Origin of the sequence: Streptomyces lincolnensis (genome assembly GCF_001685355.1) — a bacterium.
GTDB classification, from domain to species: Bacteria; Actinomycetota; Actinomycetes; order Streptomycetales; family Streptomycetaceae; genus Streptomyces; species Streptomyces lincolnensis.
Map to the genome: position 1 here is coordinate 665,598 of NZ_CP016438.1, position 17,112 is coordinate 682,709.

At 72.0% G+C, this 17,112-nt stretch carries 14 protein-coding genes and 1 pseudogene; 5 read left to right on the forward strand and 10 right to left on the reverse strand.

What is annotated here, in order from left to right; all coding sequences use genetic code 11:
* Window positions 1-156 precede the first annotated feature (156 nt).
* Window positions 157-1,296 carry an aminoglycoside phosphotransferase family protein gene (locus tag SLINC_RS03090; RefSeq protein ID WP_067426358.1) on the forward strand — a complete coding sequence of 380 codons (1,140 nt, stop codon included), beginning with the start codon at window positions 157-159 and terminating at the stop codon, window positions 1,294-1,296.
* Window positions 1,297-1,464: 168 nt separating this feature from the next.
* Window positions 1,465-3,507 carry a peptidoglycan recognition protein family protein gene (locus SLINC_RS03095; RefSeq protein WP_079164375.1) on the forward strand — a complete coding sequence of 681 codons (2,043 nt, stop codon included), beginning with the start codon at window positions 1,465-1,467 and terminating at the stop codon, window positions 3,505-3,507.
* Window positions 3,508-3,512: 5 nt separating this feature from the next.
* Here SLINC_RS03095 and SLINC_RS03100 read toward each other — a convergent pair whose 3' ends face one another.
* The 8 genes from SLINC_RS03100 to SLINC_RS03135 all read right to left on the reverse strand — a co-directional run bounded on the left by SLINC_RS03100 (window position 3,513) and on the right by SLINC_RS03135 (window position 10,051).
* The gene (locus SLINC_RS03100) at window positions 3,513-4,010 is read right to left on the reverse strand and encodes a glycosyltransferase family protein (RefSeq protein ID WP_067444875.1); all 498 of its coding nucleotides are present in this window, start codon (window positions 4,008-4,010) and stop codon (window positions 3,513-3,515) included.
* Between the two features lie 48 nt (window positions 4,011-4,058).
* Window positions 4,059-4,658: a CGNR zinc finger domain-containing protein gene (locus SLINC_RS03105; protein ID WP_079164376.1), complete on the reverse strand. Its 600-nt coding sequence runs from the start codon at window positions 4,656-4,658 to the stop codon at window positions 4,059-4,061.
* A 29-nt stretch (window positions 4,659-4,687) separates the two neighbouring features.
* Window positions 4,688-5,620 carry a universal stress protein gene (locus tag SLINC_RS03110; RefSeq protein ID WP_067426362.1) on the reverse strand — a complete coding sequence of 311 codons (933 nt, stop codon included), beginning with the start codon at window positions 5,618-5,620 and terminating at the stop codon, window positions 4,688-4,690.
* Between the two features lie 171 nt (window positions 5,621-5,791).
* Window positions 5,792-6,034 carry a DUF397 domain-containing protein gene (locus tag SLINC_RS03115; RefSeq protein ID WP_067444878.1) on the reverse strand — a complete coding sequence of 81 codons (243 nt, stop codon included), beginning with the start codon at window positions 6,032-6,034 and terminating at the stop codon, window positions 5,792-5,794.
* An 86-nt stretch (window positions 6,035-6,120) separates the two neighbouring features.
* Window positions 6,121-7,284: a thiolase domain-containing protein gene (locus SLINC_RS03120; protein WP_067426364.1), complete on the reverse strand. Its 1,164-nt coding sequence runs from the start codon at window positions 7,282-7,284 to the stop codon at window positions 6,121-6,123.
* Complete coding sequence (locus SLINC_RS03125) at window positions 7,281-8,300, reverse strand: thiolase domain-containing protein (RefSeq protein ID WP_067426366.1); 1,020 nt, start codon at window positions 8,298-8,300, stop codon at window positions 7,281-7,283. The genes SLINC_RS03120 and SLINC_RS03125 overlap by 4 nt, the downstream gene beginning before the upstream one ends.
* On the reverse strand, window positions 8,297-9,238 hold the full coding sequence (locus SLINC_RS03130; protein ID WP_067426368.1) for a Zn-ribbon domain-containing OB-fold protein: 942 nt from the start codon (window positions 9,236-9,238) through the stop codon (window positions 8,297-8,299). Before SLINC_RS03130 ends, SLINC_RS03125 begins: the two co-directional genes overlap by 4 nt.
* Before the next feature lie 12 nt (window positions 9,239-9,250).
* On the reverse strand, window positions 9,251-10,051 hold the full coding sequence (locus SLINC_RS03135) for a crotonase/enoyl-CoA hydratase family protein (RefSeq protein WP_067426371.1): 801 nt from the start codon (window positions 10,049-10,051) through the stop codon (window positions 9,251-9,253).
* A gap of 179 nt (window positions 10,052-10,230) precedes the next feature.
* Here SLINC_RS03135 and SLINC_RS03140 point away from each other — a divergent pair, with 179 nt between their 5' ends.
* Window positions 10,231-11,850, forward strand: a complete 1,620-nt coding sequence (locus tag SLINC_RS03140) for an acyl-CoA synthetase (RefSeq protein WP_067426373.1) — start codon at window positions 10,231-10,233, stop codon at window positions 11,848-11,850.
* 116 nt (window positions 11,851-11,966) lie between these two features.
* Complete coding sequence (locus tag SLINC_RS03145; RefSeq protein ID WP_067426376.1) at window positions 11,967-14,003, forward strand: sulfatase; 2,037 nt, start codon at window positions 11,967-11,969, stop codon at window positions 14,001-14,003.
* Here the strand turns inward: SLINC_RS03145 and SLINC_RS03150 are convergent.
* The gene (locus tag SLINC_RS03150) at window positions 13,981-14,760 is read right to left on the reverse strand and encodes an alpha/beta fold hydrolase (RefSeq protein WP_067426378.1); all 780 of its coding nucleotides are present in this window, start codon (window positions 14,758-14,760) and stop codon (window positions 13,981-13,983) included. The two genes, SLINC_RS03145 and SLINC_RS03150, sit on opposite strands and share 23 nt — an antisense overlap.
* Before the next feature lie 5 nt (window positions 14,761-14,765).
* Window positions 14,766-15,674, reverse strand: coding sequence for an alpha/beta fold hydrolase (locus tag SLINC_RS03155; protein ID WP_067426379.1), 909 nt, complete (start codon window positions 15,672-15,674; stop codon window positions 14,766-14,768).
* A 111-nt stretch (window positions 15,675-15,785) separates the two neighbouring features.
* Here SLINC_RS03155 and paaK point away from each other — a divergent pair.
* Window positions 15,786-17,091 (forward strand): annotated as a pseudogene (gene paaK, locus SLINC_RS03160) (phenylacetate--CoA ligase PaaK).
* Window positions 17,092-17,112 lie beyond the last annotated feature (21 nt).

Sequence of the window (17,112 nt, forward strand, 5' to 3'; positions counted from 1 at the left end):
ATGGTGTGCCACTGGGCATCGGGTGTCAGGTAGGAACGCGCCACCCCGACCCGGTCGCCTTCTCCAACCGGCGGGTGCATTCCCCAGGGTGCACCCGGGGCGCCGGGCCGGGTAGCGCACTGACGTCGCAGGCACACGAAGGGATCTGTCTCGCCCATGTACGCAGCATCTACCTCCGTGTCCGCCCCGCCCCGGCCGCTGCATCCCCGCCCGGCGGGCACCGGCCCCTATCTCGACCCCGTGCGCCCGGCGGCCCCCGTGCTCGGCACGGGCAGGACACGGCGCGTGCCGGGGCTCGGCACCCAACCGCTCAGCGGGAGACTCGACTTGTCCGGCCCTCAGGGCGCCCAGCTGCGCACGGCGATCGCGTCGGTGCATCGGATCTGCCCGGAGTTCGCCCCGGTGCAGGTGCTGCGCCGCAGCGGCCGCTCCGTGCTCCTGGTCGGCACGACAGGACGCAGCACCGCCGTCGCCAAGGTTTTACTGGACCACTCGCCCGTGTGGGCCGAGCGGGTCCGTCACGAGATAGCCGCATACCGCTCGTTCGTCCGGCACCGCCCTCCGGTGCGGGTGCCGAGACTGATCGCGGCGGACCCTGACAACTGCACCCTCGTGATCGAGCGGATGCCGGGACGGGTGGCGGCACTGCACCGGCATCCCGCGGAGGCCCCGCCCCGCGCGGACATCAGGACGGCGCTCGGCGCGATCTGCCGGCTGAACGCCTGGCGGCCGCCGGCGGGCACCTTCGAGGCCCCGCTGGACTACGCGACCCGCATCAACCGGTACCACGAGCTGGGGCTGCTCACCGACCGGGATCTGGGCGATCTCCAGAAACTGCTGCACGGCATCGCCGCCTCCGCGGGCCGCAGCGGCATGGGCCAGTTCTGCCACGGCGACGCGTTGTTGTCGAACATTCTCCTGTCACCGGCCGGTCCAGTGCTGGTGGACTGGGAGCACGCGGGCTGGTACCTGCCGGGCTACGACCTGGCGACGCTGTGGTCGGTCCTCGGTGACGCGCCGGTGGCCCGGCGCCAGATCAGCCAGATCGCCCAGTCGGCGGGCCCGGCCTCGCGCGACGCGTTCCTGGTGAACCTGATGCTCGTCCTGACGCGGGAGATCCGCACCTACGAGACGGCCGTGCAGCGTTCGATGCACGACACGACCCCGGCGGCACCGGGAGTGGCCCACCCGGGTGCTGCGCCGTCCGGCGAGGAACAGCGGCTGCTGCTGAGGCGGCTGCACGACGACTGCCAGCTGGCCCGCCGGGCCGTACGCGCGGCGGTCGGAACTCGCTGACGGGGACGAAGGTCCGCGGTGCGCACGGGGAAACGGCGCACCGCGGACTTCCGTATGCCCGCCCCGTCCCCGGCCGGTCTGTGCCACTGACGCCCCGCAGGTCCCGACACCTGCGCCACGAAACTCCCGCCAACCCGCGATGACGGGGGAAATCCCCTGCCCCTGGGCATGATTGACGGATCGTCGGCAAGCCGGTACCCCAGACGCACGTCCGGCCCCGCACGGCTCCTCGCCCGATCGTCCCAGGAGGCTGCTTTGCTCACACGCGACAGACGTATCCGAAGAACCGCGGGCGCGCTGGCCTCGGCCGCCCTCTTCCTGCCGCTGCTCGGGGCGGCCCCGTCCGACGCCGCCCCGTCCGACGCCCGGGCCTCCGCGAGCCGCCTCCAGCTGGCGTTCGCCTCCGCGGCCGCCGAGTACCACGTACCGCAGAGCGTCCTGCTGGGCGTGTCCTACCTCCAGTCCCGCTGGGACGCGCACGCCGGTGCGCCGAGCGTGACCGGCGGTTACGGCCCGATGCACCTCACCGACGCCCGCACCGCGCTCGCCGACGCCCCGCCGCACCACGCCGAGGGCACGGAGGACCCCCGCGGCGACAGCGCCCGCCCGCCGCTGCTGCCCACCGCCGAGGTGCCGCACAGCTCCGAACTCCCCGCGCGTCTGAAGACGTTGTCGAAGGCGGCGGACCTGACCGGCATCCCCGCCGAACGCCTGCGGACCGATCCGGTCGCCAACGTGGCCGGCGGCGCCGCGCTCCTGGCCGCCGCCCAGAAGGACCTCGGCGAGCCGCTGAGTAAGGATCCGGCCGCCTGGTACGGGGCGGTGGCCCGTTTCCCCGGCGCGGACGACAGCGCGACGGCGGCCGCCTACGCCGACGATGTGTACGACGTCCTGCGCTCCGGCGCGGAGCGCACCACCGACGCCGGCCAGCGGATCGCCCTGGCCGCCCAGCCCGATCTCGCCCCCGACTCCGCACAGCTCACGCGCACGGGGCTGCGGGCTGTCGGCGCCGACGGCACGGAGTGCCCGAGGACGGTGTCCTGCGAGTGGATCCCGGCGCCGTACGAGCAGTTCGGCGACAACGACTACGGCAACCACGACCTCGGTGACCGTCCGGCGTCCCAGAGCATCGACTACATCGTCATCCACGACACCGAGGGCGCCTGGGAAGGCGTGCTCAACCTGGTGCAGGACCCGACCTATGTGTCGTGGCACTACTCGTTGCGCTCCACCGACGGTCACATCGCCCAGCATGTGAAGGCCAAGGACGTGGCCTGGCACGCGGGCAACTGGTACGTCAACGCCAAGTCGATCGGTCTGGAGCACGAGGGCTTCCTGGCGAATCCGGACGCCTGGTACACGGAGGCGATGTACCGGACCTCGGCGCGGCTGGTGCGGTACCTGTCGCAGAAGTACGACATCCCGCTGGACCGGCAGCACATCCTCGGCCACGACACCGTGCCGGGTCCGACCACGGCCACCATCTCCGGGATGCACACCGACCCCGGCCCGTACTGGGACTGGCGCCACTACTTCGAGCTGCTCGGGCGTCCCCTCGTACCGACGGCGAGCGCGCACGGCGGGCTGGTGACCATCCGCCCCGACTACGCCACCAACCGGCCGGTGTACACGGGCTGCGTCACCAAGGGCGAGCCCTGCGCGGACCACGGCTCCAGCGAGGTGCGGCTGTATTCGGACCACAGCGAGAAATCCGCCCTGATCACGGACATCGGACTGGGCAAGGCCCCGACGACCGACGTGAACGACCTGTCCTCACGGGTCTCCACCGGTCAGCAGTACGCGGTCGCCGGCCGGTACGGCGACTGGACGGCCATCTGGTACCTGGGCCAGAAGGCCTGGTTCAAGAACCCCAGGGCGAACCCGACCGCGGTACAGGCCGGCGGCCGGGTGGTGACGCCCAGGGACGGGCTCAAGAGCGTCCCGGTGTACGGCCGCGCCTACCCGGAGGCCTCCGCGTACCCGGCGGGAGTGCCCGCCCAGGAGGTGTCACCGCTGCCGTACAAGGTGCTCGCGGGACAGAAGTACGTGATCGGCGCACAACAGCCGGGCCAGTACTACTACGCGGTCACCTTCAACACCGATGCGCACCGGGTGGTGACCGGGAAGGATCTCTACTACCAGATCCAGTTCGGCCACCGGGTGGCGTTCGTACGGGCCGCGGACGTGCGGGTGCAGCCGTCGGGCTCGTAGCCGCCTCAGCCCTGCTGGAACAGCTCCGCCGGGAGCGGTTTCAGCAGGGCGTACAGGTCGTCGGTGATGGGGCGGTCCCAGGCGGCGATGGTCACCAGGACGTTGTCGCTGCGGTCGAACTGCACGCAGGAGATGCGGCTCTCGGAGAGCTTCAGGCGCCGCACGATCAGCAGGTTGTCGCCCTGCATCACCGGTACGTCCTCGGTGCTGGTCACCGTCACCTCCTCGTCGTTCTCCAGGGCCAGCAGCAGCTGTCCGACCTCGAAGGGGACCTCGCCCTCGGCGATGTCACGGGCCGGGGAGCCCTCCGGCAGATTGCCGATGATCATCGCGGGGCCACGGCCGCCGAACAGGTCGTAGCGCAGGTACAGGCCCTGGCAGCTGCCGTCGGGGGCGGGCAGCAGGCCGGCGTTGAGATTCCCGGGCCAGTCGCTCGGGTCCATGGCCAGGACGTCGAAGTCGGGCCCGGCGGGGGTGGCGCTGCGGCGGCGGAGGAACGACATGATGCCCATGGTACGTGGCCTGACCGGGTACGTGGCGTGCGGGCGGCCCTATCCGCCCTTGTGATGACGCGCGTGATGGCGGGCCACCCGGGCGCGGTTGCCGCAGGACGGCTCGCACCACTCCTGGCGGGGGTGTTCCTTCAGGAAGTACCGCACGCAGCGCGGCGCGTGGCAGGCGCGCAGCCGCCGCCGGTCGGGTCCGGCGAGGAAGCCGATCGCGGCCCGCGCGAGCACCGCCACCAGCTGTTCCCCCGCGCCCGCCGCCTGGTGCCGTACGACGGGTTCGGCGCCCTCGTCCCAGTGCAGGACGGGCACGGTGGGCGTGCGGGCGGCCGCGGTGTTGAGGCGGCGCAGGGCCTCGGGTGCGGGCAGGAGCCGGGCGGCGTCGGCGGGGCTCGGTTCGCCGGGGCGCACGGCGCGGGCGAACAGGGCGCGGACGGCGGCGCGCAGTTCGCGTACGGCGGTGAGGGTCTCCTCGTCCGCGACGAAGCCGTCCGCGTCCGGCGCGGTCTGCGGGTGCGCCCGGACCCAGGCGGTCAGTCCGGCGAGGTCGGTCAGGTCGTCGGCGACTCCGCCGTGCCCGTCGTGCCGAAGGGTCAGGGCGAGGTCGAGGGCGAGCCGGGCGTCGGTGGTCGGCACATCCTGCATGCGGCTAATGGTAGGCGCAACGGCATGCATTAATCCGAGGCCGGTTCACTCCGCCGGGGCCCAGGTGGCACGACCGCCACGGGGCTCGCCGCGTGCAGCAGGACGGCCTGGGTGACCGAGCCCATCATGCGGGCCGGTGCGAGCAGCCGGCGCCGGTGGCGGCCCACAACGACCAGGTCGGCGTCCTTGGAGGCGGCGACGAGGTGTCCGGCCGCGTCGCCCGGGGCCACGTACGGTTCGGCCCGGACGCCCGGGTGGCGGCTTCGGTGCGGGGCGAGGAATCCCTCGGCCAGGGTCCGGGTCTCGCTCTCAACGGCGTCCTGGTCGATCAGCGGCGGGACGAGATCGCCGGGGGCGGCCCAGCTCTGCACCGGCCAGGCGTAGGCGGCGACGGCCTGGAGGCGCGCGCCGCGCAGGGCGGCCTCGGCGAAGGCGAAGGCGAGGGTGGCCTCGTCGGGGCTGTCGACCTGGAGGCCGACGACCACGCGGGGACCGGGATCGGTCGCGAAGGGGTCGTCCCCCCAGGTGTCGTGGACCTCGCGTCCGGGGCGCGGCACCACGACGACCGGGCACTCGGCGTCGCGGGCGGCGGCCATGCCGTTGGACCCCAGCAGCAGGCTGGCGAACCCGCCGCGTCCGCGCGAACCGAGCACCAACAGCTGGGCGGTGGCGCCGAGTTCGGGCAGCAGGGCACTCGGGGCGCCCTCCAGGGTGAGGTACTCGGTCACCGGCCGGTCGGCCACGCCCTCCAGGCGGGCCCGCACCTGGTCCGTCACCGGGTCGTCGTCCGTGCCGGGCGGTCCGGCGGGCAGGACGTCGGGCCGGCTCCAGGTGGCGTACTGCCGCACATGGGCCACCCGCAGGGGCGCCGCGCGCCGGCGGGCGGCGTCGAGGGCCCAGTCGAGGGCGCGCAGGCTGTCGTCCGAACCGTCGACCGCCACGATCACCGGCAGCGTGCTCATGCGTTCCTCACCTCCGGGGTACGACCTTCCGCTTCCGCGGGCCGGCCCGGCTCAGGCAGGCGCCCGGGAGAGCGCTCAGGGTCGCGTGCCCGGAACATCGGTCGGAACACCGCCGGATCGGTCCGTGATCCGGGTCGGACCACGGACCGGGGCGCAGGCTCGGGTGCGGGCTCAGGTCAGGTCGAACTCCCCTTCCCTCGCCCCCGACACGAACGCGCCCCACTCCGCGGGTGTGAAGATCAGGGAAGGGCTCTCGGGCCGGCCGCTGTTGCGCATCGCGATGAATCCCTCGACAAAGGCGATCTGGACATCCCCCAGGCCACGGCTGCTGGAGTGCCAGTCGGCGGTGCTGAGGTCCAGCTCGGGCTTGTCCCAGCCCATGAGCGGCTGCTGCTGGATGGTGGTCTCGGCCACGTCCGTGCTCCTCCCGATTGCGTCGTCCGCGGCCAGCCTAGCGATCGGCCCCGGACGCCGACAGGCCACGTGAGGGGGACCTTTCCTCAACCGGGGGGCTCGGATCCCACGAGCCACATGGAGAAGAACTGCGATCCGCCGCCGTAGGCGTGCCCGAGCACCCGTCGGGCCCCGTCCACCTGGTGTGCTCCGGCCTGTCCGCGCACCTGGAGAGCCGCCTCCGCGAAGCGGATCATGCCCGAGGCGCCGATGGGATTGGTCGACAGGACGCCCCCGGACATGTCGACGGGAAGATCCCCGTCCAGCTCGGTCACCCCCGCCTCGGTGAGCTTCCAGCCCTCGCCCTCGTCGGCGAAGCCGAGGTTCTCCAGCCACATGGGCTCATACCAGGAGAACGGCACGTACATCTCGACGGCGTCGATCTCACGGCGCGGGTCGCTGATCCCGGCCTGGCGGTAGACGTCGGCGGCGCAGTCCTTGCCCGCCCGCGGCGAGACGCAGTCCTTGCCGGCGAACAGGGTGGGCTCGCTGCGCATCGCGCCGCCGTGCATCCAGGCGGGCGGGCGGGGCGCGCGGGCGGCTCCGGCACGGTCGGTGAGGACCATCGCGCAGGCACCGTCGGAGGAGGGGCAGGTCTCCGAGTAGCGGATCGGGTCCCACAGCATCGGCGAGGCCTGCACCTTGTCCAGCGTGATGTCGTGTTCGTGCAGATGGGCGTAGGGATTCTTCAGGGCGTTGCGCCGGTCCTTGAAGGCGACGAGGGAGCCGACCGTGTCCGGGGCGCCGCTGCGCCGCATGTACGCGCGCACGTGCGGGGCGAAGAAGCCGCCCGCCCCGGCCAGCAGCGGCTGCTGGAAGGGGATCGGCAGGGAAAGCCCCCACATGGCGTTGGACTCGGACTGTTTTTCGAAGGCCAACGTCAGGACCGTGCCGTGGACGCGGGCGGCGACCAGGCTCGCGGCGACCAGCGCGGTGGAGCCGCCGACGGAGCCCGCGGTGTGCACCCGCAGCATCGGCTTGCCCACCGCGCCCAGCGCGTCGGCGAGGTACAGCTCCGGCATCATCACGCCCTCGAAGAAGTCGGGCGCCTTGCCGATGACCACGGCGTCGACGTCCGCCCAGTCCAACTCGGCGTCGTCCAGGGCCCGTCGGGCGGCCTCCCGCACGAGCCCCGCGATCGACACGTCCCGGCGCGCCGCGACGTGCTTGGTCTGGCCGATGCCTACGACGGCCACGGGCTCCTTGCTCATCGCGCATCCCCTTCGAGTACGGCGACCAGGTTCTGTTGCAGACAGGGGCCGGACGTGGCGTGGGCGAGCGCCCGGTCGGACTCACCGCGGTGGATGCGGGCGGCGGCCTCGCCGACGCGGATCAGCCCGGCGGCCATGACCGGGTTGGCGACGAGGGCCCCGCCGGAGGGGTTGACGCGTACGGAGTCGTCCAGGCCGAGCGCCTTGCGCAGGACTACCTCCTGTGAGCTGAAGGGCGCGTGCAGTTCGGCGGTGTCGACGGGCTGTTGGAAGAGGCCGGCCTTCTCGGCGGCGAGGCGGGTGGAGGGCGAGTCGGTCAGGTCGCGGACGCCGAGCGCGTGGGCCTCGATGCGGTGGTCGATGCCGCGGATCCAGGCGGGGCGCTCGCACAGCTCCCGGGCCCGTTCCCCGGCGGCGAGGATCACGGCGGCGGCGCCGTCGCCGACCGGCGGGCAGTCGCCGGTGCGCAGCGGGCGTACGACGTAGTCCCCCTGGCCCGCGCTGTCGGCGCCGCGGCTTCGGGCTCCGACGGCTGCCAGCGCAGGCTCGTCGGTGTCGCCCGCGTCGATGAGGGCCTGGGCCTGGAGGGCGGCGAGGGCGACGGAGTCGGGCCACAGGGGGGCCACGTAGTACGGGTCGAGCTGGCGGGTGAGGACGTCCCGGAGCGGGCCGGGCGTCGACTTGCCGTAGGAGTAGACGAGGGCGGTGTCGGCGTCGCCGGTGCGGAGCTTGACCCATGCCTCGTACAGCGCCCAGGCGCCGTCCATCTCGACGTGCGACTCGGAGATCGGCGGCCAGGCGCCGACGCCGTCGAGGGCGAGGGTGAAGGAGAAGGCGCGCCCGGCGAGGTAGTCGCTGGAGCCGGAGCAGGTGAAGTCGATGTCGGCGGTCTTCAGGCCCGTGCGGTCCAGGACCTCGTGCAGGACGGGCATCAGCATCTCCACCTCGGAGAGCTCCGCCATGCTCTGCCGGTGGTCGGTCTGCGCGAAGGCGACGACCGCGATCTCACGCGTCACAGCAACTCCTTGTAGGTGTCGTAGTCCGCGTCCGGCTCGCCGGTCGGCCGGTAGTGGTCGGGATAGCGGGTGCCGTCCGTCCACACCGCTTCGACGCGCAGGCCCATGCGCACCTGGTCGTAGGGGATGCCGCCGATGCGTCCGTGCAGGGCCAGGTCGGCGCCGTCGAGGGCGATGTGGGCGTAGACGTAGGGGACCTCGATGTCGAGGTTCTTCGCCTTGATGTTGACGATGCAGAAGGTGGTGACCGTGCCGCAGGGACCCACCTCCACCTGTTCCGATGTGGCCAGGCCACACGTCGGGCAGGCGCCCCTGGGCGGGACGTACACCTTGTGGCAGGACGGGCAGCGCTCGCCGACGAGCTTGCGGTCGGCGAGGGCGGTGATGAAGGCGGTCTGGGCGCGGCCGGGCGAGTAGGTGTAGTCGAGCCGGGCGGCGGCGACGATGCCGGCGACCGGGTCCTCGAACTCGCCCGCGTGGACGGTGACCTGGGACTCGTCGCCGTCGTCCGGTTCGAAGCAGGCGATGTCCGTGATGGCGCCGGAGCGTTCCTCGGCCCAGCGGACGCGGACCCGCATGCCTGTGTGGACGGCTTCGGGGCCGGGAGCGTCGAGGGCGTGGAGCAGAGCGGTGTCGGCGCCGTCGAGGCGGACCAGGACCCAGGCGAAGGGGGTGTCCAGCGGCTGGCCGCGGCGGGGGGCGTGGTTCCAGGCCCAGGTGGTGACGGTTCCGGTGACGCCGACGTGGACGAGGTCGCGGATCTCCTCGGCGGTGACGGGGTCGTACTCAACGGGCGGGACGAGGGTGCGGCCGTCGGCGGTGCGCACGCCGAGGACGGCACGCTCGCGCAGGCCGGTGAGGAAGGCGCTCTGCACGGGGCCGAGGGAGCGGGTGAAGGGAAATTCGACGACCAGGGGTGCGGTGAGGACTTCGGGCACGATGGCTCCTCGCTAGGCGCGCTTGTAGTCGGGCGGTCGCTTCTCCGCGAAGGCGCGGGCGCCCTCCTTGGCGTCGGCGGTGTCGAAGACCGGCCAGCCTCGCTTGAGTTCGGAGGCGAGACCGTCGGCCTCGGTCATCTCGGCGGTCTCGTACACGGAGGCCTTCACGGCCTCGACGGCCAGCGGACCGCAGGCGTTGATCTGTTCGGCGATCTCCAGGGCCTTGGCCAGGGCGGTGCCGTCGGGCACGACGTGGCCGATCAGGCCGATGCCGGCGGCCTCGTGGGCGCTGTACGGGCGGCCGGTGAGCAGCATCTCCAGGGCGTGGGTGCGCGGGATCTGGCGTTGCAGCCGGACCGTGGAGCCGCCGATAGGGAACAGGCCCCGCCTGACCTCGAACAGGCCGAAGGTCGCGGACTCGCCGGCGACGCGGATGTCGGTGCCCTGGAGGATCTCGGTGCCGCCGGCGACGCAGTACCCCTCGACGGCGGCGATCACCGGTTTGCGGGGGCGGTGGTGGCGCAGCATCGCCTTCCAGTGCAGGTCCGGGTCGGCCTTGAGACGGTCCCGGTGGTGCTCGCCCTCCATGCCCTTCCCGGCGAGGGCCTTGAGGTCCATGCCCGCGCAGAACGCGCCGCCCGCGCCGGTGAGCACGATCGAGCGGACCTCGTCGTCGGCGTCGGCCGCGAGCCAGCCGTCGTACAGGCCGACCAGCATGGACAACGAGAGCGCGTTCTTGGCGTCGGGCCTGTTGAGCGTGAGCACCAGGGTGGCACCCCGACGCTCCACGGTGAGGTGTTCCGTCCCAGCCATGGGCCATCTCCCCTCTGACAGAACGAGAACAGGTTGCAGGAGGGGCCGGGGCACTTCAAGAGTTTTCTGACACCCAGTCAGATTTCTTCCGCGCGGACCCTTCACAGTTGCGGCGCCCTTTGCTCTGATGACCGGCGAACCGTCGGGAGAGCCAGGGCCGTTCGAGGTCAGGAGGAGCGGTGGAGTACAACCTTGCCGACCTGTTCGAGTCGGTCGTCGACGTGGTCCCGGACCGCGAGGCGCTCGTGTACATCGACGTCCCCGGTACGGGCGCGGAACGCCGGCTGACGTACGCGGAACTGGACGCGGCGGCCAACCGTGTCGGTCACCACCTGCTGGACAGCGGGGTCCGTCCGGGCGAGCACGTCGGGCTGCACCTGTACAACGGTGTCGAGTACCTCCAGACCGTGCTGGGCTGCCTGAAGGCGCGGATCGTCCCGGTGAACGTCAACTACCGTTACGTAGAAGACGAGTTGATCTACCTCTACCGGGACGCCGATCTGGTGGGTCTGGTGTTCGACGCGGAGTTCACGGACCGGGTGGCCGCCGCCCTGCCCCGGGCCGAGGCGCTGCGGCATCTGGTGCGGGTCGGGACACCGGCGCCCGGGGTCGCCGAGGTGCCCGCCGTGGCGTTCGGGGAGGCGGAGGCGTCCGGGTCCGCTGAGCGGGGGTTCGCGGCGCGGTCGGGCGACGACCAGTTCATCATCTACACCGGTGGCACCACGGGGATGCCCAAGGGGGTGATGTGGCGCCAGGAGGACCTGTTCTTCTCGGGGCTCGGCGGGGGCGCGCCGACCGGGGAGCCGGTCAAGACGCCCGAGGAGCTGGCCGAGCGGGTCGCGGCCGGCGGCGACGGGATCACCTTCCTGCCCGCTCCCCCGCTGATGCACGGCACGTCCACGCTGACGGCGTTCATCGGGTTCAACTTCGGCCAGCGGGTCGTGCTGCACCGCCGGTTCGCGCCCGAGGAGGTGCTGCGGACCGTCGAGAAGGAGAAGGTCACCAGCATGTCCCTGGTGGGCGACGCGATGCTGCGGCCGCTGATCGACGCGCTCGAAGGGCCCATGAAGGGCACCGACATGTCGTCGATGTTCAGCGTGTCCTCCTCGGGGGCGGTCATGTCGGACACCGTGCGGCGGCAGTTCCGGGCACTCGTGCCGAACGTCATGCTGCTCGACAACTTCGGCTCCTCCGAGTCCGGCTTCAACGGCACGGCGACGGAGGACTCCGGTCCCGAGCGCGGCTTCCGCATCCGCGTCAACTCCCGTACGCAGGTGGTCGATCCGGCCACCTACGAGCCGGTCGCGGTCGGCGAGGTGGGCCGGATCGCCCAGTGCGGCCGGGTCCCCCTCGGCTACTACAACGATCCGCGCAAGACCGCCGAGACCTTCTTCGAGAAGGACGGCGAGCGGTGGGTGCTGCTCGGCGACATGGCGACCGTCGACGAGGAGGGCGTGGTCACCGTCCTCGGGCGGGGCTCGCAGTGCATCAACACGGGCGGCGAGAAGGTGTACCCGGAGGAGGTCGAGCAGGCGCTGAAGTCCCATCCCGATGTGTACGACGCGCTGGTCGCCGGGGTGCCGGACGCGAAGTGGGGCCACCATGTGGCGGCCGTGGTGCAGTTGCGCGGGGGCGCGGCGCGGCCCTCCCTCCAGGACATCCAGACCCACTGCCGTACCCGTCTGGCCGGGTACAAGATCCCGCGCCAGCTGGTGATCTCGGACGAGCTCAGGCGGTCGCCGAGCGGCAAGGCGGACTACCGGTGGGCGCGGGAGGTGGCGGTCGCGGCGGACGGATGAATTCCGGCTCTGTTCGATTGAACCGAAGCCGACGTCCGGACGTACTGGTGGTGGCAGGCTGGGCCTTCGGGCCCCGTTTGCCATGCCATCGCACGACCGCACGGAAGGACCACCGGGTGTCGCTCTTCACTCGCTCTCGCCAACTGCCGGACGCCGAGGGCGGGGCGGGCCCGGACGGCGATCACCGCGACGACACCTCTGTGGCGGACGGGGCGAGAGGGGACGACACGGCGGCGGAGGCGGGCGAGGGCGCCGGCGGCGGCAAGGCGGAGACGACGGGCGACGAGGCGGAGGGGACGAGCGTCGGGGCGGAGGGCACGGCAGACGCGGAGGCCACCGCAGACCCGGAGCACGGGGCAGACCCGGAGGACAGCACAGACGCGGAGGCCACCGCAGACCCGGAGCACGGGGCAGACCCGGAGGACAGCACAGACTCGGAGGACAGCGCAGACGCGGAGGGCAGCGCGGCCGAGGCCGAGGAGACCCCCGACTCCCCCGGCTCCCCCGCGCCCGGCTGGTTCGGCTGGCGGCGTCGCTTCCCCCGTGCGGCTCGTGGCGTGGCCGTGGGGACGAGTGTGCTGGCCGGTGCGGTGGTGCTCGGTGTGCTCCTGGTGCCGAACCGCCTGGAACGGGTGAACGTCGAGGCGTTCCTGCGGCTGCCGGTCGAGGCGATCCTGCTCGCGGTCGTGCTGCTCGCCCTGCCGCCGAGGCCACGCAAGGTCGCGGCGGTCGTGTCGGGGGTGTTCCTCGGGCTGTTCGCCACGCTCAAGTTCCTGGACATGGGCTTCTACCAGTTCCTGGCCCGCCCGTTCGACCTCGTCTTCGACTGGATCCTGCTGAACGACGCGACGGACTTCCTCAGGGAGTCCTTCGGCCGCTCGGGCCAGGTGCTCGCGGTGGTCGGTGTGATCGTCCTGTTCGCCGCCGTCCTCGCGCTGAGCACGCTCGCGGTGACGCGGCTGACGAACGTCATGTCCCGGCACCGCCCGGTCGCCGTCCGCACCACCCTCGTCCTGGGCACCGTGTGGGTCACCTGCTTCACGCTGGGCGTGCAGGCCGGCGGGGTCACGATCGCCACCAAGGGCAACTCCGAGTTCCTCGCCAACCGTCTGCAGAACGTCTACAACGGCCTGGGTGACGCCAAGGTCTTCGAGAAGGAGGCGGGCGTCGACGCCTTCGGCGACACCCCGCCCGACCAGTTGCTGACCGGGCTGCGCGGCAAGGACGTGCTGTTCACGTTCATCGAGAGCTACGGCCGTGTCGCCCTGGACGACCCTCAGATGGCGCCGGAGATGGACGCGACCCTCAAGGAGGGCACGAGCAGTCTCAAGGCGGCGGGGTTCGACTCGCGCAGCGGCTGGCTGAAGTCGCCGGTGGCGGGCGCGGGCAGCTGGCTCGCCCACTCGACGTTCCTGTCCGGACTGTGGGTGAAGAACCAGCAGCGCTACCGGAGTCTCACCACCGGGGACCGGGAGACCCTCACCAGTTACTTCCAGAAGACCGGTGCCTGGCGCACCGTGGGCATCGTCCCGGGTGTCCGCAAGGCCTGGCCGGAGGGCAAGTACTTCGGCCTGGACAACATCTACGACTCCGAGCACCTCGGCTACCACGGCCCGTACTTCAGCTGGACGCCCGTGCCCGACCAGTTCAGCATGGAGGCCTTCCAGCGGCTGGAGCACGGCAAGAAGGACCGTGACCCGATCATGGCGGAGATCATCCTGGCCTCCAGCCACAGCCCCTGGTCCCCCGTCGCCCACATGATCGACTGGGAGGACCTCGGCGACGGCTCGGTCTTCCATCAGGTCAAGAAGGAGGGCACGAATCCCACGGAGGTCTGGAAGGACCCCAAGCGGGTGCGCACCGAGTACCGCAAAGCCGTCGAGTACTCCCTGCACAGCGTGATCGAGTGGCTCCAGCGCTACGGCGACGACAACACGGTCCTCGTCTTCCTCGGCGACCACCAGCCCGTGCCCACCGTCACCCGCAACAGCGCGAACAAGGACGTCCCGATCACGATCGTCGCCCGCGACCCGAAGGTCCTGGACCGGGTCTCCGGCTGGGGCTGGACCGACGGACTCAAGCCGGCCGACAACGCGCCGACCTGGGGCATGGACCAGTTCCGCGACCGCTTCATGACGGCGTACGCGAAGTGACGTCCCCGTCCGCCGGGTAGTCCGGGTAGACCGGGTGGTCAAGGAATTCCTCCACGGCGGCCAGGAAGTCCTCCGGCCTGGCCTCGTGCACCAGATGGCCGCCTCCGACGGTCACCAGCCGCGCGCCGGGTATCGCGGCGGCGAGTTCCACCAGCTGCTCCTGCGGGATCGGGCTGGTGGGACCGCCGCCGATCAGCAGCGTCGGCATGGTGATCCGGCCCATGTGGTCCCACCACAGAGGGTCGGGGGCGTTCCGCTGCCGGTCCGTCGCGAGCACCATGGCCCAGTCGAAGGGCAGCCGGCCGGCGGGCCGTTCGGCGGGCGGCCGCGGCGGGTCGAGCGGGAACGGCGCCGGTACGTCCTCCAGCACCAGGCGGCGTACGCGCTCGGGCGCGTCCTGCGCCAGCAGGTACGCCACGGCCCCGCCCAGCGAGTGCCCGACGACGTCCACGCGGCCGAGGCCGAGGGCGTCCAGGAAGGCGAGGACGTCATCCCTCATCACCTGCTGGGCGTAGGCCTCCGGGCCCGCGCCCGGTTGGGTGCCGGGCCAGTCGCTGCGGCCGTGCCCGCGCAGATCGACGGCGTACACGCGACGTGCGCGTGGCCCTGCCGCGAGCCGTTCGGCGACCACCGCCCAGTCCGTGCCGTCGGCACCCCGGCAGTGCAACAGGACCAACGGGGGCGCATCCTCCGGCCCCCAGACGCGGTAGGCGAGGGAGATGCCGTTGGCCTTGACGATGCGCGGGTCGCTGTCCATGCCGGTCAAGCTAACCGGAGGGCCGTCGCACCGGGCGGCTGCTCTGCCGAGGGCAGAGCACCACTCACGCCGTCCCGGGCCTCGTCGAGGAAGGCGCAGATGCGGTGTACGAACCACTCCGGATCGTCCAGCCAGGGGTAGTGTCCGGCGCCGGGCTGGATCGCGCATGCGGCGTTCAGGAACGCGTCGGCGGTCCAGCGGGCGAGGCCGGGCCGGGGGCCGCCGTCGAGTTCGCCCGCGAGGACGAGTACCGGGGCGGTGAGCCGGGCGAGGGCGGCCAGGGTGGCCGGTGGGTCGTAGGCGCCCTGCGAGCCGTACACGTCGGCCGCCGAGTCGTTGAACTCCTCGTCGGCACGGGCGTCGTGCTCCTGGGCCGCCGCGTCCCAGCGGCCGTAGAAGAAGGGCGCCGAGGCAGGGGCGAAGTCGGCCGTCCCGGCCGCCCATGCCTCGAACGCGGGGAACGCCTCCTCGAACCAGGGCTCGCCCGTGCGCAGCCGGGCCGCGGCCAGGCGGTCCTCGGCCGTGGCCGGTCCGCCCAGCGCCCAGGGGATCGCGGTCACCAACACCAGCCGGGCCACACGCTCCGGGTACCGCGCGGCATAGAGCATGGCCAGGCTTCCTCCGGCCGAGTGTCCGAGCAGGTCCATGTGGTCCAGCCCCATATGGGCCCGCAACGCCTCCACATCGTCCACCAGCCGGTCGCACCGGTAGGTGGCCGGGTCCGCCGGTTCCGCGGAGTCGCCGGTGCCCCGCAGATCGAGCAGGGCCAGCCGACGACGCTCGCCGAGTCCGCCGAGATCACCGAGGTAGGCGGAGGCCCGCATGGGACCGCCGGGCAGGACGACGAGCGGGGCACCCTCGCCCCGCTCGTGGTAGGCGAGTTCGGTCCCGTCGGAGGCGGCGAAGGTCGGCATGGGCCCGATGGTGTCGGCCGGCGGGTCCCACCCGCAACGGAGTTCTCGGCGGGGTGACGAGGCCGTGAGAAAGTACTGGTCCAGATGGTTGTGGCTAGGGAGAGTGTCCCCATGGCGCATGGGACGGACCTGCTGGACCCGGGGGAACGCCTGGACGCGGAGGCGTTGCGGGCGTTGCAGTTGGAGCGGCTGCGGGGCTCGTTGCGGCACGCGTACGAGAAGGTGCCGTTCTACCGGGAGGCCTTCGACAAGGCAGGTGTGGGTCCGCAGGACTGTCGGTCTCTCGCGGACCTGGCGCGTTTTCCGTTCACCACCAAGGCGGACCTGCGGGAGAACTACCCGTACGGCATGTTCGCCGTGCCCCGGGACCGCGTCCGGCGGCTGCATGCCTCCAGCGGCACGACGGGACGGCCGACGGTCGTCGGCTACACCGAGGGCGACCTGTCCCTGTGGGCCGACATGGTGGCCCGCTCGCTGCGCGCGGCGGGCGGGCGGGCGTCCCGGGGACACGGTCCATGTGGCGTACGGCTACGGCCTGTTCACCGGCGGTCTCGGCGCGCACTACGGGGCCGAGCGGCTCGGCTGTACGGTCATCCCCGCGTCCGGCGGTATGACGGCCCGCCAGGTCCAGCTGATCCAGGACCTCGGGCCCGAGATCATCATGGTGACGCCGTCGTACATGCTGACGATCCTCGACGAGTTCGAACGGCAGGGTGTCGATCCGCGCGGCACGTCCCTGCGGGTGGGTGTCTTCGGCGCCGAGCCGTGGACCGAGGAGATGCGGCGTGAGATCGAGGAGCGGTTCGCGATCGACGCCGTCGACATATACGGGCTGTCGGAGGTCATCGGCCCGGGGGTGGCGCAGGAGTGCGTGGAGACCAAGGACGGGCTGCACATCTGGGAGGACCACTTCTACCCGGAGGTCGTCGACCCGTTCACCGGTGAGGTCCTGCCGGACGGCGAGCCCGGCGAACTGGTCTTCACCTCGCTCACCAAGGAGGCCATGCCGATCGTCCGCTACCGGACGCGGGACCTGACGCGGCTGCTGCCGGGGACGGCCCGGGTCTTCCGGCGGATGGAGAAGGTGACCGGCCGCAGCGACGACATGGTGATCCTGCGCGGGGTGAACCTCTTCCCCACCCAGGTCGAGGAGATCGTCCTGCGCACCCCTGGTGTCGCGCCCCACTTCCAGCTCCGCCTCACCCGCGAGGGCCGCCTCGATTCCCTCACTGTCCGGGCGGAGGCCCGCCGCGACGCCACCCCCGGGGACCGGGAGACGGCCGCACGGGCGATCGCCACGGCCGTGAAGGACGGCATCGGGGTGTCGGTCGCCGTCGAGATCGTCGATCCCGAGTCGTTGGAGCGGTCCGTGGGCAAGATCCGGCGCATCGTGGACCTGCGGACTGATCGGATCTGACCGCGAACGATCACTCGCTAA

Bases quoted from the DNA above. Each gene is read 5' to 3' on its own strand.
- SLINC_RS03120 (WP_067426364.1), bottom strand. From the start codon at position 7,284: ATGAGCAAGGAGCCCGTGGCCGTCGTAGGCATCGGCCAGACCAAGCAC.
- SLINC_RS03110 (WP_067426362.1), bottom strand. From the start codon at position 5,620: ATGAGCACGCTGCCGGTGATCGTGGCGGTCGACGGTTCGGACGACAGC.
- SLINC_RS03155 (WP_067426379.1), bottom strand. From the start codon at position 15,674: ATGCCGACCTTCGCCGCCTCCGACGGGACCGAACTCGCCTACCACGAG.
- SLINC_RS03150 (WP_067426378.1), bottom strand. From the start codon at position 14,760: ATGGACAGCGACCCGCGCATCGTCAAGGCCAACGGCATCTCCCTCGCC.
- SLINC_RS03100 (WP_067444875.1), bottom strand. From the start codon at position 4,010: ATGTCGTTCCTCCGCCGCCGCAGCGCCACCCCCGCCGGGCCCGACTTC.
- SLINC_RS03105 (WP_079164376.1), bottom strand. From the start codon at position 4,658: ATGCAGGATGTGCCGACCACCGACGCCCGGCTCGCCCTCGACCTCGCC.
- SLINC_RS03095 (WP_079164375.1), top strand. From the start codon at position 1,465: ATGATTGACGGATCGTCGGCAAGCCGGTACCCCAGACGCACGTCCGGC.
- SLINC_RS03090 (WP_067426358.1), top strand. From the start codon at position 157: ATGTACGCAGCATCTACCTCCGTGTCCGCCCCGCCCCGGCCGCTGCAT.
- SLINC_RS03135 (WP_067426371.1), bottom strand. From the start codon at position 10,051: ATGGCTGGGACGGAACACCTCACCGTGGAGCGTCGGGGTGCCACCCTG.